A 16,361-nucleotide genomic window follows, 5' to 3' on the forward strand; every position below is an offset into this window, starting at 1 on the left:
GATGACTTTACAGGAAGAAATTATTGAAGAGTTAAAGGTTAAGCCAGTGATTGATCCAGCTGAAGAAGTTAGGATATCAGTTGATTTTTTAAAGGACTACTTAAGGGAGCAGCCCTTCTTAAAAAGCTTTGTCCTTGGAATTTCTGGTGGGCAGGATTCGACCCTTTGCGGCAGGCTTGCTCAGATGGCCATTGAAGAATTGAGGGCTGAAACAGATGATTCAAGCTATCAATTTATTGCCGTAAGACTTCCTTATGGGGTTCAAGCCGATGAAGCTGATGCCCAAAAATCACTTGATTTTATTAAGGCAGATGTCCTTTATACCATTAATATCAAGGAGGCAGTTGATGCCCAGGTCAAGGCCTTAAGTGATACAGGGATTGAGGTTTCTGACTTTGTTAAAGGAAATATTAAGGCCCGCCAAAGAATGATTAGCCAGTATGCAGTTGCCGGCCAAAAGGCAGGTGCTGTTCTTGGAACAGACCATGCTGCAGAAAATATTACAGGCTTTTTCACCAAGTATGGGGATGGTGGAGCTGACCTTCTCCCAATCTTTCGCCTTAACAAAAGACAAGGTAAGGCCCTCTTAAAATATTTGGGGGCAGACCCAAGCTTTTACGAAAAAGTTCCAACAGCCGACCTTGAAGACGATAAGCCAGGTCTAGCTGACGAGGTAGCTTTAGGTGTCAGCTATGATCAAATTGATGACTATACTGAAGGAAAAGAGGTATCTCCTGAGGCCCAAGAGATTATCGAATCTTGGTGGAAAAAAGGCCAGCACAAGCGTCATTTGCCAGTAACAATCTTTGACGATTTTTGGAAAAACTAGTATGAAGAAAAAAGTTGGAATCCTTGGGGGGAACTTTAATCCAGTTCATAATGCTCACTTATTTATGGCTGATCAGGTTAAGAATTCCCTTGGTCTGGCAGAGGTTTACCTAATGCCTGAAGCCAATCCTCCCCATATTGATAAAAAAGAAACCATTGAAGCAAATCATAGGGTCAAGATGCTAGAGCTTGCCCTTGAAGGCTACCCCCAGTTGGGACTTGAGTTGACAGAGGTTGAGCGGGGTGGTATTTCCTATAGCTATGAAACCATGAAGCACTTGATTAAACTTAACCCCCAGGTCGACTACTTCTTTATTATTGGTGAGGACATGGTCGATTATTTACCAAAATGGCATAAGATTGATGAACTTATTGAACTGGTTACTTTTGTTGCCGTAAGAAGAAGTTCCCCTAAAAATAATCAGATACCTTCCAAGGAAAATTCCTATCCAGTAGTTTGGGTTGACTTGCCCTACCTTGATATATCTTCTTCTTATATCAGGGAGAAGATAAGCCAGGGAATTAGACCTAATTTCATACTTCCTGAAAATGTTCTGAAATATATTGAAAAAAACGAACTTTATCTGAAAGAAAGTCAATAAATCTACAATTAAGTCTGTATTTTTTTATATAAAAGAGTATAATGGTAGCCATTAGGTGCTGTGAAAGCCCTACATTATAGAAGGAGAGTATATGACTGAATTAACAACAAATTTTACTGAAAAATTATATGAAAACTATCAGGCAAGTGTAAAGTATCAGGCCATGGAAAATGCCCTTACCAGTAATGGATTACTTAAATCCTTAGAGACTCGTAAGGCTCGAGTAGAAAATCTGCCAGTCTTTTCACTTGATCTTACATCAGACCCGATAACCAACCAAAAACAAAGTGGTCGTTGTTGGATGTTTGCGGCCCTAAATACTTTCCGCCACAAAATCTTAAGTGATTATAAACTTGATAATTTTGAGCTTTCACAGGCTCATACCTTCTTTTGGGACAAGTATGAAAAATCAAACTGGTTCTTTGATAACATTCTTGCCACAGCTTCTGAAGACTTAGAGGACCGTAATGTTCGCTTCCTACTTGACACCCCCCAACAAGACGGTGGGCAGTGGGATATGGTCGTTGCCATCTTCCAAAAATACGGAGTTGTTCCAAAGGACATCTACCCTGAATCAGTTTCTTCAAGTGCCTCTCGCGAGCTCAACCAATACTTGAATAAGCTTTTACGCCAAGATGCTGAAATCTTACGCCAAGTAGCACGTGATGGTGGTGATACTCTTGCTAAAAAAGAAGAGCTTTTAGAAGAAGTATTTACCCTTTTAGCTACAAGCTTAGGCTTACCTCCAAAAACTTTTGACTTTGAATACAGGGATAAAAATAATGATTTCCATAAGTTACAAGGAGTAAGTCCTAAGGAATTTTACGATAAATTTGTAGGTCTTAACCTTGATGACTATGTAAGTGTTATTAATGCCCCAACTGAAGACAAACCTTATAACAGAAGCTATACAGTTGAGTTTCTTGGAAATGTTGTTGGTTCCCGCGATGTCCGTCACTTAAATGTTGACATGAGTCGCTTCAAGGAACTTGCAATCAGCCAGATGCAAAATGGTGAGACAGTTTGGTTTGGTTGTGATGTAGGTCAGCTTTCAGACCGCAAGGCAGGAGTCATGGCTTTAGATACCTATGATTTCAAGGGAGCTCTTGATATTGACTTTACTCAAACAAAGGCAGGACGTTTGAATTATTCAGAATCCCTTATGACTCATGCCATGGTTATTACAGGTGTAGACTTGGATGAAAATGGTAATTCCCTTAAATGGAAGATTGAAAATTCTTGGGGAGACAAGGTTGGTGACAAGGGATACTTCGTTGCAAGTGATGCTTGGATGGATGAATATACCTACCAAATCGTTGTTCGAAAAGATCTTCTAACAGAAGAAGAATTAAAAGCCTATGAGGCAGAGCCTCTTGTCCTAAAAGCATGGGACCCAATGGGAGCTTTAGCATAAAAAAGAAGGCCTAGCCTTCTTTTTTTCTTGTCCTTTGCTGGCTTGATTTGGCAAAAATTTGTTATTATAGGACTATGAATGAAAATACAAAGAAACTTTTAAATTTTTCTCTACCTGCCATTTTTGAAAATATTTTGCAGACCAGCCTTGGTTTTGTCGATTCAATTTTGATTTCAAAAATATCTTTGGTAGCAGTTGGAGCGGTCAGTATTTCAAATGGCCTTATTGCTCTCTATCAGGCCATCTTTATTGCCCTTACAGTCGCTATTTCAACTAGCCTATCGACTGAACTTTCTGGATCTGGCCGGCAAAAAAAAGTAAGAGTTAGTCAAACAGTTGCCTCAAGTATGAAATTATCCCTTCTTTTTGGAATTTTTATGGGACTTATATCGATTGTTTTTGCCAAAAATTTCCTAACATTTTTGGGAGCTCGCAGAGAAATTCTTGATCAGGCCCTAGTCTTTTTTAGGATTGTCGGGGGAACAAGTCTAAGTATGGTCCTCCTAACGGTTATGGCCGGGATGATTAGATCTACTGGTGATAGTAAAAGTCCCCTTTATGTCAATCTAGTTGTCAATCTTTTAAATCTGATTTTCAACTATCTTTTCATCTTTGGTTTTATGGGTCTACCAGCCCTTGGAATAGTCGGTTCGGCTCTTGGTACCAGCCTGGCTCGCCTGATTGGAGTTGTCCTTTTATTTTTGAAAATTCAAAAGACCTCAGTTAGGATTGACCTCAAAAGCCTCTATGCAAGAATCTCCCTTAAACCAATTTTTTTAAAATCCCTGCCCATTATGGGAGAGAGACTAACCATGCGGCTTGGGGATTTGGTTATTTTTGCCATAGTCATCGCTTATGGTAATCAAGTCTTTGTCGGAAATTCCATCGGAGAAACCATAACAAGCTACAATTATCTTCCAGCCTTTGGAATGGCGACAGGTATTTCTATTCTGGTTGCTCATGAATACGGGGAGAAGAATGTTTGGCAGATCAAATCCTTAACCAACTCGGGCCTAATGGTTACGAGCCTAATTTCAACTTTGCTTGGGGGGATTATTTATTTTTCAGGTTCCTACCTGAATGGTCTGTTTACAAGTGACCCACAAGTTACCAAGGCTTCAATGATTGTCCTTTTTATTTCCTTTATTTCAGAGCCTGTTGTTAGTGCTGTTCTGATCTATACGGCAAGTCTTCAGGCCATGGGGGATGTAAAAACTCCCTTTTATGCAACAAGTATTGGCATGTGGGTGATTAGGATAGGACTTGCCTATCTTTTAGGTAGCATCTTTGGCCTTGAACTTCTTGGTGTTTGGCTTGCCACCTTGATTGATAACATCTTTAGGTACGGACTTTTAAAAAGAACCTATCGCAATAAAATAGCAAGTTTGTAATGATAAAAAAATTTTTCTAGGAAGGAATTTTGGCTAGTTTTTTTGTGAACTAGCAGTACATTTATGGTAGAATTGAATGATGAATAATAAAGTAGAAGAGAGAATGAAGGAGCTGGTTGAGCTCTTAAATAAATATGCCTATGACTACTATACCTTGGATAATCCAAGTGTAGAAGATAGTGAATATGACCGTCTTTACAGGGAGCTTGTTGACCTTGAAAGTAAACATAAGGATTTAATTCAAGACAACTCCCCCAGCCACCGAACTGGTGATTTAATCCTATCAAAATTTGAAAAATACCAGCATCATTATCAGCTCTATAGCCTCCAAGATGCCTTCTCCCTGGAAGAGATTGAAGACTTTGACAGAAGGGTTCGAAAGGTCGTTGAAAATCCCAATTACATCTGTGAATTAAAGATTGATGGCCTATCCCTATCCCTGGTCTATGAAAAAGGGGCTCTGGTTGTTGCTGCAACTAGAGGTGATGGGACTGTTGGTGAGAATATAACCGAGCAGGTAAAAAGGATTCACGATGTTCCCCTAGTGCTTAAAGAGCCTGTTGATATCACTGTTCGTGGTGAGGCTTATATGCCAAGAAAGTCCTTTAACAAGCTCAATGAAGAGCGTGCCCTTAAAGGGGAAGCGACCTTTGCCAATCCAAGGAATGCAGCAGCTGGTACCCTTAGGCAACTTGACACAAAAATTGTTGCCCAAAGAAAACTTGCTACCTTCCTATATCAGGAGGCAAGCCCAGCTACCCATCCTAGCCAGGAAAAGGTTTTGGAGTACTTAGAAGACTTGGGCTTTGTGGTCAACGAAGACCGCATCCATGCCCAGTCAATTGAAGAGGTCTGGGCCTTTATTGAAAAGGTGGCTGACCTGCGTGGAAAACTTGCCTACGATATTGACGGAGTGGTTATCAAAGTAGATGACCTAAGGGAGCAAGAAGCTCTAGGATTTACCGTCAAGGCACCAAAATGGGCCATTGCCTATAAGTTTCCAGCTGAGCTTGCTGAGACTGAAATCTTAAGTGTGGACTGGACTGTTGGTAGGACTGGAGTTGTAACTCCAACAGCCAATATGACTCCTGTTTTGCTTGCTCAGACAACGGTAAGTCGAGCCACCCTTCATAATGTTGACTATATCAAGGAAAAAGATATCCGCCTTAATGACCAGGTTATAATCTATAAGGCAGGAGATATTATTCCAGCCGTTTTGAGGGTTATTTTTGATGCCAGAAAAGATAGGGAGGTTCTGCCGATTGATATTCCAAGCCATTGCCCAGTATGCCAGTCCAAGCTTGTTCACTTGGAAGAAGAGGTAGCCCTTCGCTGTATCAATCCCATGTGTCCTGCCCAAATAAAGGAAGGGCTTGCCCACTTTGCCAGCCGAGCTGCCATGAATATTGTAGGTCTTGGTCCAGCTGTTATCAATCAGCTCTTTGAAAGAGGGCTTGTCGGAGATGTAGCAGACCTTTACAAGCTTATTCCAGCTGACTTGATGACCCTTGATAAGGTTAAGGAAAAATCAGCAGAGAAGATCTATGCGGCCATCCAGACTTCCAAGGCAAATTCCCTTGAAAAATTAATCTTTGGTCTAGGGATCCGCCATGTTGGAGCCAAGGCAGGTAAGATTTTGGCCCAGCATTTTTCAAGTCTTGAAGCTCTAGCCCAAGCTTCTGTAGATGAGATTTCTGAGATTGCGGGTATTGGTCATGTTATTGCTAGCTCCGTGGTTACTTATTTTACAAATGAGCAGGTTAAAAATTTGATTAAGGAATTAAGGGATGTAGATGTTAACCTCCTTTACCTGGGGGAGAAACCAGCAGAAAATGGTATTCTATCTGGAAAAACCTTAGTTTTGACTGGCAAACTCAAGGAGCTTACTAGAGCCAGTGCCAAGGAGAAAATCGAGTCCCTAGGTGGCAAGGTTACAAGTAGCGTATCTAAAAAAACAGATTATCTGGTGGCAGGAAGTGATGCTGGTAGCAAGCTTACTAAAGCCCAGGAACTCGGTCTTGAAATTTGGTCTGAAGAAGACCTCTTAAAATTATAATAAAACAGGAAGTATTGTTATGAAGAAAGCAAGATTAATCTATAACCCAACCAGCGGTAAAGAGATTATGAAAAGTAATGTGGCAGAGATTTTAGAAATCATTGAAGGCTTTGGTTATGAAACCAGTGCCTTTGCAACCAAAGCAAGTCCCAAATCAGCTCAAAAGGAAGCAAAAAGAGCAGCCCTTGCAGGCTTTGATTTAATTATTGCTGCTGGAGGAGATGGGACCATCAATGAGGTGGTAAATGGGATTTCTCCCCTGAAAAAAAGACCCAAGATGGCCATTATTCCAGCTGGGACAACCAATGATTTTGCTCGTGCCCTAAAGATTCCACGCAATAACCCCCTTGAGGCAGCTCGGGTAATCGGAAAGAAGCAGACCCTTAAGATGGACATAGGCTTAAAGGGTGAGAATACCTACTTTATGAATATCGCAGCTGGTGGAAACTTGACTGAATTGACCTACAGCGTTCCAAGTCAGCTTAAAACAATCTTTGGCTACCTGGCCTATTTGACCAAGGGAGTGGAGCTTTTACCCCAGATAAAGCTTGTACCAGTGAGGATGGAGCATGATGAGGGAGTCTTTGAGGGAGAGATTTCCATGTTTTTTGCTGCCCTTACCAACTCTGTTGGGGGCTTTGAGCAGATAGCCCCTGATGCCAAGCTTGATGATGGCCTTTTTACCCTCATCATAGTTAAAACAGCCAATCTCTTTGAGTTAATTCATTTGATTGGTCTGGTTATCAATGGAGGTAAGCACCTTGAAGATGACCGCATTGAGTATATCAAGACCAGCAAGCTTAAGGTTGACGTTTTAAGTCGCGACCGGATGATGATAAATCTTGATGGGGAGTACGGAGGTGACGCCCCAGTTGTCTTTACCAACTTAAAGAATCATATTGAGATGTATGCCAACCTTGATGAGATATCTGACGATAATTATTTGGGTGATGACATGGAGATTATCAGGGAAGTTGTTTCGGCCAAAATCATTGAAGCAACTGGAAATTTGGATAGTTAAAAAAATTTATAGTAATATAAATTTTTTTTTATAGCTAAAATACTTTACAAACTACACATAAAAATTGTATACTAAACAGGTAAATTAAATTGTCAGAAAGTTCAAAAACGACGGGAAATTCTGATTTAATTAATAACAATTAAAGGAGATTTATGAATGAAAAAAGCTAAGCTTTTAGGTTTCGGACTACTGTCTGTGGCTGCACTAGGGACTTTTGCAGCATGTGGGAACAAAGATAGTAAAAGTTCTTCATCGGACAAAAACCTTGCAAAAGAACTAAAAACTCTCTACACAAGTGATCCAAAAACCTTGGACTACACAGTTGCCATGCAAAGATATACGGCTGAGCATACTGCAAACTTTGTTGAAGGACTATTGTCTTACGACCAATACCGCCAGTTAGTTCCAGCTCTTGCTGAAAAATGGGAAGTTTCAGAAGATGGAAAAACTTATACTTACCACATTCGTAAAAATGTTAAGTGGGTTGATTCTGAAGGAAATGAATATGCAGAAGTTAAACCTTCTGACTGGGTTACAGGGCTAAAACACGCTGCTGACTCTGAATCAGAAGCTCTTTACATCGTTGCTGACTCAGTTAAAGGATTAGCTGATTATGCTGCAGGTAAAGAAACAGACTTCTCTAAAGTAGGTATCAAAGCAGATGATGATGCTATGACACTTACCTATGAACTTAATAATCCAGAAACATTTTGGAATTCAAAAACTACTTATGGTATCCTAAACCCAATCAATGAAGAGTTCTTGAAATCTAAAGGAGACAAGTTCGGTGGACTTTCTGCAGATTCACTTCTTTATAATGGACCATTTATCCTGTCAAGTATGACTGATAAATCAGAAATTACCTACAAGGCCAACCCAACTTACTGGGATAAGGACAATGTTCACGTTGATTCTGTAAAATGGACCTACTATGATGGATCAAAACCTGATTCACTATATGATGGCTTCAAAGATGGTAAATATGACTCAGCTCGCCTTTACCCAACAATGCCTTACTTTGCAAACATTGATAAAAAAGATGTTTTTTGGACAAACCAAGGTTCAGGAACTTACTACGGAGCTTTCAACTACAACCGTCAAAACTTCACCAACTCTAAGAAGACTGACCAACAAAAAGAAGAAACTAAGAAAGCCCTTCTTAATAAAGACTTCCGTAATGCTATCACCTTCTCAATTGATAAGACTAAGTACACTGCTCAGTACAATGGAGAAGAGGGAGCTAAGAAGATGATTAGGTCAAGTCTTGTTCCAAGCGACTTTGTAACAATTGCTGGTAAAGACTATGGTGATACAGTTCAAACAGATCTTGAAAAACGTTCAGACGTATGGAAGGGTCTATCAGTTATCCAACAAGAAAACGGAACTTTCAATGCTGAAAAAGCTGTAGCTTCATTTAACAAAGCTAAAGAAGCTCTTAAGGCTGAAGGTGTTGAGGTAAGTGCAGCTAACCCAATCATCATTGACGCTCCTGTTAATGAAACAAATGAGATTGGTAAGAAAGCTTATGCTTCACTTAAAAACTCAATTGAATCTACTTTGAATAATGAAGTAACATTCAATGTTATCCCACTTGCAAATGACCCATACACTCAAGCTACATTCTCATTCAAGACTGCAGCTGAAGCTGACTATGACTTTGCAGTTACTGGTTGGAGCCCTGACTTCGCTGACCCATCAACTTACCTAAATATCTTCTCACCTAAATCAGGAGATGTCTTCCGTAACCTAGGTCTTGATAGCGAAGTAACCCTTAAGGGTGAAGATAAAGGTGTTGCAGCTAAGAAAGCTCTTGATTTTGATAAGTACCAAGAACTTCTTGATACAGCAGCAGCTATCTACGACAGCACAGACAAGCGTTATGAAGCATATGCTGATGCAGAAGCATGGTTGCTTGATAACTCAATCATCGTTCCAATCATGTCAGATGGTGGATCAGCATCAATTAGCCGTATCGTACCATTCTCAGGTATTAACTCAAATGGTATCGGTTCAACTGCTTACTCATACAAATACCTAAAAGTTGGTAATGATACAGTGACTGCTGAAGAATATGACAAAGCAGCGAAAACTTGGAAAGAAGAAGTAGAAAAACGCTCTAAAGAAGCAGAAAAATAAGATATACTCTTATCCGCAGATTTTGGTTTTATCAATTTGATATAATCATGCCAGAGACTGGAATCTTCCAGTCTCAATTTGCGTTTTATAGAATGGTTAAAAAATTATGAAAAAATATATACTATCAAGATTACTTAGAGCAGTTTTTTCAATAGTTGTCGTTACAGCGATTGTTTATACGCTCATATTCTCATTAATTCCCCGTCGTCAAATTTTCACAAGTGACCCTAATATAACAAAGGTTGCTGGTGATCCAGATAAAAAAGCAAACTATGAAAATAGTGTTTACAGAAAACAAGGTTACATTGACTACTATAATTCGCAACAACTTGTCAATGAAATAAGCAAAAAAACACCTTCTTTTAGCTCAGAAGGCACTGCTGAAAACCTTAAGATAGCCGAAGATTGGGCCAAGGAAAAAGGTAAGGGCTGGGTAGTTAGCGAACTACCAAATAGTAAAAATTTATATGCGACCAGAGAAATTCCCATCTATGAACGCGTACTTAAATTTTATGCCAACCTAATCCAAATTGACCATCCTTGGAAGGTTAAGGATTCAACAAATCCTGATTTGAAGAGATATGTCAAATTTGAGTGGTCAAAAGGTAATGGACCTGCCCTTGTAGGTAGTGGTACCCAACATAAATACCTAATTTACTTTGATAAATCTTTCCCATTCATCCACCAAAATATTGTTAAGCTATACTTAGGTGAATCATACCCAACCTTTGGTGGTCGTGAGGTTATGGATGTCTTGACTAGCGGTCAGGGTCAAACCAAATCTCAAGAGATAACTCTTGAAGATGGAAGCAAGATGCGGGCATCATTTAATATTCATACTGCCCAGTATCAAAGTCCTGAAAATCAAGATGACAGATCTAAAAAAATCTTTAGTGATGATTACACTGACGTTAAGAGCAACTACCAAGATCCATCAATGATTAAAAACTCATTTGTAATTGGGGTAATTGCTGTTATCATAAGTTACTTGATTTCAATTCCAGTAGCTACTCAGCTTAGCCGCCATGCAAATTCAATTCTTGACCGTATGGGACTATTTTTCACAACGGCCTTCATCGCCCTTCCGTCTCTTGCTGTTATTTACTTCGATAGATTTGTAGGAAATAGCCTCTTTGGTCTACCAGATAGCTTTACTACTTATGGTGCAAGTGATATTCGCTCTTACATCCTTCCAGTTATTATCCTTGCCCTTCTACAAACGCCAGGAAATATCCTTTGGATTCGTCGTTATATGCTTGACCAAGCCTCAAGTGACTATGTAAAATTTGCCCGTGCTAAGGGTCTAAGTGAAAAAGAAATCTACGGAAAACATATCTTGAAGAATGCCATGATTCCAATCAGTAACGGAATTCCGTCATCAATTATCCTTGCAATTTCAGGGGCAACCATGACTGAAACAATCTTCTTAATTCCAGGTATGGGTAAAATGCTACCTGATGCCATTAAATCACACAACAATGCAATGGTAGTTGGTATTACCTTTATCTTTACCAGCCTATCAGTTATTTCCGTGTTATTAGGTGACCTACTAATGCAAAAAATTGATCCACGTATTAACCTAGCAGAAAAAGGAGGAAGAAAATAATGGATGAGAAACAATTATTTAGTTTTGTACCTCCAAGAAGTGATGAAAGTGAAAAAATTGAAGCCCCTATGTACTCTTATTGGAGGAGTGTGGGCCGTAAGTTTCTTTCTAATAAATTAGCACTTGTAATGCTAGCTCTCTTAGTAATGTTACTTTTGATGAGTTTTATCCAGCCCATGTTTTCTGGATATACAGTTATTGATGCAGGTAAAATTGATGATTTTGGTGCCCGCTACAATTATCCTAATGCCAAGTATTGGTTTGGAACAGACTCAAATGGACAAAGTCTCTTTGACGCCGTTTGGGCTGGTGCCCGAACATCTATTATGATTGGGGTTCTAGCTACAATCATAACAACTGTACTAGGTGTTATTGTCGGTGCTATTTGGGGTGTATCACCAAAGATTGACAAATTCATGCTTGAACTTTACAATATCGTTAATAACGTTCCAGCTCTTTTGATTATGATGGTTTTCTCTTATGCCTTCGGTCAAGGTTTCTGGAATCTACTTCTTGCCATGACTATAACAACCTGGGTTGGTTCAGCTTACTTTATCAGGGTTAACGTTATCGGTTTAAGGGACCGGGAGTATAATATTGCCAGCCGTACTTTAGGTACAAGGACTTGGACAACAATTACTAAGAATATCCTTCCGTACTTGGTATCAATCATTGTTACCTCAATGGCTAGTTACCTACCAAGTTTCATCTCTTATGAAGTATTCCTAAGCTTTTTGGGTGTAGGTCTATCAAGTGATACTCCGTCTCTAGGACGTTTAATCTCTGAATATACAAGTAATATAACAGATCATGCCTACCTATTTTGGGTACCTGTTACCATTCTTGGTTTAGTTACTATTTCATTATATATTGTTGGGCAAGCACTGGCTGACGCTAGTGACCCAAGAACACACATGTAGAAAGGAAGGTTTTAATTATGACTAAAGATGTAGTTCTTTCTGCAAAAAATATTAGTATTGAATTTAAGGTCCGTGACCGTACCCTTCGTGCCATCCGTGATATCTCTGTTGATCTTCTTGACGGGGAAACTTTGGCCCTTGTTGGTGAATCTGGTAGTGGGAAAAGTGTATTTACCAAGGCCTTTACTGGGATGCTTGAAAGTAATGGTGGAGTTAGTGAAGGCTCAATTATCTATAAGGGTCAGGATTTAACAGAGCTTAAGACAAATAAGGAATGGGAAAAAATTCGTGGTGGACAGATTTCAACTGTCTTCCAAGATCCCATGACAAGTCTTAATCCAATCAATACCATCGGAAGCCAGATTAGCGAAGTTATCGTAAAACACCAAAAGTTAAGTGCAGCTGAGGCTAAGAAAGTTGCCATTGATTTAATGGAAAAAGTTGGAATTCCAGAGGCTGAGAAGAGATATGATGAGTATCCCTTCCAGTATTCTGGTGGAATGCGTCAAAGGATTGTTATTGCTATAGCTCTTGCTAGTAAGCCAAATATTCTTATTTGTGATGAGCCAACAACGGCCCTTGACGTTACCATTCAAGCTCAGATTATCGATCTTTTGAAATCACTTAAGAAGGAATATGGCTTCTCAATGATTTTTATCACCCATGATTTGGGTGTGGTAGCAAGTGTTGCTGACAAGGTAGCGGTAATGTATTCAGGCGAAATTATTGAGTATGGAACTGTTGAGGATATCTTCTACGATAGCCGTCACCCTTATACCTGGGCCCTCCTATCAAGCTTGCCACAGCTAGCAACCTCAGATGAACTTTATTCAATCCAAGGAACACCACCATCTCTTTATAATGAAATTACAGGAGATGCTTTTGCCCCAAGGAATCCTGAACCTCTGGCCATTGATTTTGAGCAGATACCACCTAAGTTTAAGGTTAATGAAACTCACTGGGCTAAGACTTGGTTACTAGATGAGCGTGCACCAAAACTTGAAAAACCTAAAGGCATTCAAGACTTGCATGCCAAAATGAAGAAAATTTATAGCAAGGGAGAAGCTTAGTGGCTGAAAAATTATTAGAAATAAAAGACTTATCAATCTCCTTTGGTGAGGGTAAAAATAAAAATATTGCTGTTAAAAATGCAAACTTTGACATCTACAAGGGTGAGACTTTTGGGCTAGTTGGTGAATCAGGTAGTGGTAAAACCACTATCGGTCGGGCCATTATGGGTCTAAATAATGTTGAATCTGGTGATATTATCTTTGAAGGGGAAAAAATTAATAAAAAACTTTCAAAGAGTGAACAAGAGCACATTATTAGAAATATCCAAATGATCTTCCAAGATCCCGCAGCCAGTCTTAATGAGCGTGCAACAGTTGATTACATCATCTCAGAAGGTCTAAGGAATTTCCACCTCTTCAAGGATGACGCTGACCGCGAGGAGAAGGTTAAGACTATGATTAAAGAAGTTGGTCTTCTACCGGAACATCTATCAAGGTACCCGCATGAATTTTCAGGGGGACAAAGGCAGCGGATCGGGATTGCAAGGGCTCTGATTATGGAACCTAAGCTTGTTGTAGCAGATGAGCCAATTTCAGCTCTTGATGTATCCATTCGTGCCCAAGTTTTAAACCTTATGAAGAGAATTCAAGAGGAGAAAAAACTTACCTATCTGATGATTGCCCATGACCTGAGTGTGGTTCGCTTCATTGCAGATAGAGTTGCTGTTATCCACCATGGTGTCATTGTTGAGATGGCAGAGACGGAAGAATTATTCAATAATCCCTTCCATCCTTATACTAAGAGCTTGCTTTCTGCCGTTCCGATTCCAGATCCTGAGCTTGAAAAAGATAAGGTCTTGACTGTTTATGATGGAAATCATGATTACGAACTAGATAAACCAAGCTTTAGAGAGATTACACCTGGACACTTTGTTTGGGCCAATAATGCTGAAGAAGCTCAATATCGAAATGAAAAATAGGGGAAACCCTATTTTTCATTTCTCATCCTTTAGGATTATAGGAAAGCTGGCCTAATTTTGCTATACTGGTTAGGAGCAAGCTAGAGAGCTAAATTGAGAGTTATTTAGAGAACTAAATTTTAGAAGTAAAGGTTTATTGATATATGGTGAAAAAACAATTTATCCAATTTTTATTAATTACAATGTTTGAGGCATGGTTCTTTGCTGATGCCCTTTTGAATGGAAGAATCTTCTTTGCAGCAATCTGGTCCTTCCTCCTTTACGGAAGACTTAGGACTAGTTACCGCTTGGATAGGGCTGTAGAAAAGGCTGGCTTGGTATAGCCAGCCTTTTTACTTATCTAGTTATTAACTATACCAATTTAAGATAAAAATTAATCTTTTATTGTTGACAAGTTTAAGTTATTGGTTTATATTATCTTGGACGTCTGAAATAGACAGTGTACAAGTATATACCAATTTAAAAGGAGACAAGAAAATGTGTGGAATTGTTGGAGTTGTTGGAAATGACCAAGCAGTAGATATTTTAATTCAGGGGCTAGAAAAGCTTGAGTACCGTGGTTATGATTCAGCTGGTATTTTTGTAAATAATACAGATAGGGCAAGCTTGATTAAGGCAGTGGGACGAATTGCCAAGCTCCGCGAAGAAATCGGTGATGACACTCAAGGTACAGCAGGAATTGGCCACACACGCTGGGCAACTCACGGGAAACCTTGCTTGGAAAATTCTCATCCCCATACTGATCAAACTGGTCGTTATGTTTTAGTTCATAACGGGGTCATCGAAAACTACCAAGATATTAAAGAAAAGTATCTGGCAGGTTTTGATTTCAAGGGTCAAACAGATACAGAAGTAGCTGTTCAATTGATTGGTAAATTTGCCTATGAAGGTCTTTCCCTTCTTGAGGCCTTTAAAAAAGCTCTTTCAATCATTGAAGGAAGTTATGCTTTCGCCCTCATGGATGCGGAAAATCCTGATGTCGTTTATGTGGCTAAGAATAAGAGCCCACTTTTAATTGGTCTAGGTGACGGCTACAACATGGTATGTAGTGATGCCATGGCTATGATTCGTGAGACCAATGAATTTATGGAAATTCATGACAGGGAACTTGTTGTTTTGACAAAGGAAAGCGTGACTGTGACCGATTATGAAGGTCATGAACTTGAACGTGACTCATACATTGCAGAGCTTGACCTTTCAGATATTGGTAAGGGAACTTATCCCTTCTACATGCTTAAGGAAATTGATGAGCAACCAACAGTAATGCGTAAGCTTATCACTACCTATGCCCATGAAGATGGTTCAATGAATGTCGACCCTGAAATTATCAAGGCTGTGCAAGAAGCTGACCGTATCTACATTATCGCAGCTGGAACTAGCTACAATGCAGGTTTTGCTTCAAAGCGTACCCTTGAGGCTTTAACAGACACACCAGTTGAACTTGGAATTGCAAGCGAGTGGGGTTATAACATGCCTCTTCTTTCTAAAAAACCTTTATTTATTTACCTATCACAGTCTGGTGAAACAGCTGATTCACGTCAGGTGCTTGTTAAGACCAATGAAAGGAAGATTCCAAGCCTTACAGTAACAAACGTTCCTGGATCAACCCTTTCACGTGAGGCAAGTCACACAATGCTCCTTCATGCAGGCCCTGAGATTGCTGTAGCGTCAACCAAAGCTTATACAGCTCAAATTGCAGCCTTAACCTTCCTTGCTAAGGCAGTAGGAGAAGCCAATGGTAAGGTTGAAGCTTATGATTTTGACCTTGTTACTGAACTTAGTCTTGCTGCCCAAAGCATTGAAGCTACCCTGTCAGAAAGAGAAATAATTGAAGAGAAGGTTAAGGAAGTTATTGGTGATAGCCGTAATGCCTTCTATATTGGCCGTGGTGAGGACTACTATGTAGCCATGGAAGCAAGTCTTAAACTAAAAGAAATTTCATACATCCAGTGTGAAGGCTTTGCAGCTGGTGAGCTTAAGCACGGAACCATTGCCCTAATCGAAGAGGGTACTCCAGTTATGGCCTTAATCAATAGTGACAAAACTGTTGCAGCCCACACTCGTGGAAATGTGATGGAAGTTGCAGCTCGTGGAGCAAATGTCCTAACAATCGTTGAAGAAAGCATGGCAAGAGAAGATGATGATATTATCGTTGATGAGGTTCACCCTTACCTTTCACCAATTGCCATGGTTATTCCAACCCAGCTTATTGCTTACTACGGCTCACTAATGCGTGGACTTGATGTTGACAAGCCACGTAACTTAGCCAAGGCAGTTACAGTTGAATAAGATTAATCTTTATCAGCCAGTCGCATGACTGGTTGATTTTTTTAAAATATCCTTGTAATCCAAGAAAACTTTTAGTATAATGATAAAAACCTTTAAGAATAGTCCAGA

Annotated in this window: 13 protein-coding genes; all 13 read left to right on the plus strand. The window is 39.6% G+C overall.

Annotated elements, in window-relative coordinates; genetic code table 11:
- Position 1 precedes the first annotated feature (1 nt).
- The 13 genes from nadE (at position 2) to glmS (ending at position 16,253) form a co-directional block, all read left to right on the plus strand.
- Entirely contained in the window at positions 2-829 is an 828-nt protein-coding gene (gene nadE, locus OZX68_02785; GenBank protein ID WEV61170.1) for an ammonia-dependent NAD(+) synthetase, read from the plus strand.
- Position 830: 1 nt separating this feature from the next.
- A complete protein-coding gene (locus OZX68_02790) occupies positions 831-1,430 on the plus strand; it encodes a nicotinate-nucleotide adenylyltransferase (protein WEV61171.1) in 600 nt (199 codons plus the stop codon).
- Positions 1,431-1,521: 91 nt separating this feature from the next.
- Positions 1,522-2,844, plus strand: coding sequence for an aminopeptidase C (locus OZX68_02795; GenBank protein ID WEV61172.1), 1,323 nt, complete (start codon positions 1,522-1,524; stop codon positions 2,842-2,844).
- Between the two features lie 74 nt (positions 2,845-2,918).
- Positions 2,919-4,235, plus strand: a complete 1,317-nt coding sequence (locus OZX68_02800) for an MATE family efflux transporter (protein WEV61173.1) — start codon at positions 2,919-2,921, stop codon at positions 4,233-4,235.
- Between the two features lie 79 nt (positions 4,236-4,314).
- On the plus strand, positions 4,315-6,291 hold the full coding sequence (ligA, locus tag OZX68_02805) for an NAD-dependent DNA ligase LigA (GenBank protein WEV61363.1): 1,977 nt from the start codon (positions 4,315-4,317) through the stop codon (positions 6,289-6,291).
- A 19-nt stretch (positions 6,292-6,310) separates the two neighbouring features.
- Complete coding sequence (locus OZX68_02810; GenBank protein ID WEV61174.1) at positions 6,311-7,312, plus strand: diacylglycerol kinase; 1,002 nt, start codon at positions 6,311-6,313, stop codon at positions 7,310-7,312.
- A 156-nt stretch (positions 7,313-7,468) separates the two neighbouring features.
- The gene (locus tag OZX68_02815; protein ID WEV61175.1) at positions 7,469-9,448 is read left to right on the plus strand and encodes a peptide ABC transporter substrate-binding protein; all 1,980 of its coding nucleotides are present in this window, start codon (positions 7,469-7,471) and stop codon (positions 9,446-9,448) included.
- Positions 9,449-9,554: 106 nt separating this feature from the next.
- Positions 9,555-11,054: an ABC transporter permease gene (locus tag OZX68_02820; protein ID WEV61176.1), complete on the plus strand. Its 1,500-nt coding sequence runs from the start codon at positions 9,555-9,557 to the stop codon at positions 11,052-11,054.
- The gene (locus tag OZX68_02825) at positions 11,054-11,974 is read left to right on the plus strand and encodes an ABC transporter permease (protein WEV61177.1); all 921 of its coding nucleotides are present in this window, start codon (positions 11,054-11,056) and stop codon (positions 11,972-11,974) included. The genes OZX68_02820 and OZX68_02825 overlap by 1 nt, the downstream gene beginning before the upstream one ends.
- 17 nt (positions 11,975-11,991) lie before the next feature.
- Entirely contained in the window at positions 11,992-13,044 is a 1,053-nt protein-coding gene (locus OZX68_02830) for an ABC transporter ATP-binding protein (GenBank protein ID WEV61178.1), read from the plus strand.
- Positions 13,044-13,964, plus strand: coding sequence for an ATP-binding cassette domain-containing protein (locus OZX68_02835; protein WEV61179.1), 921 nt, complete (start codon positions 13,044-13,046; stop codon positions 13,962-13,964). Before OZX68_02830 ends, OZX68_02835 begins: the two co-directional genes overlap by 1 nt.
- A 143-nt stretch (positions 13,965-14,107) precedes the next feature.
- Complete coding sequence (locus OZX68_02840; protein WEV61180.1) at positions 14,108-14,287, plus strand: DUF3272 family protein; 180 nt, start codon at positions 14,108-14,110, stop codon at positions 14,285-14,287.
- Between the two features lie 154 nt (positions 14,288-14,441).
- Positions 14,442-16,253 (plus strand): glutamine--fructose-6-phosphate transaminase (isomerizing), encoded by a 1,812-nt coding sequence (glmS, locus tag OZX68_02845; protein WEV61181.1) that lies wholly within the window; start codon positions 14,442-14,444, stop codon positions 16,251-16,253.
- Positions 16,254-16,361: the final 108 nt, after the last annotated feature.

It is taken from the genome of Streptococcaceae bacterium ESL0729 (genome assembly GCA_029391995.1).
Lineage (GTDB): Bacteria > Bacillota > Bacilli > Lactobacillales > Streptococcaceae > Floricoccus.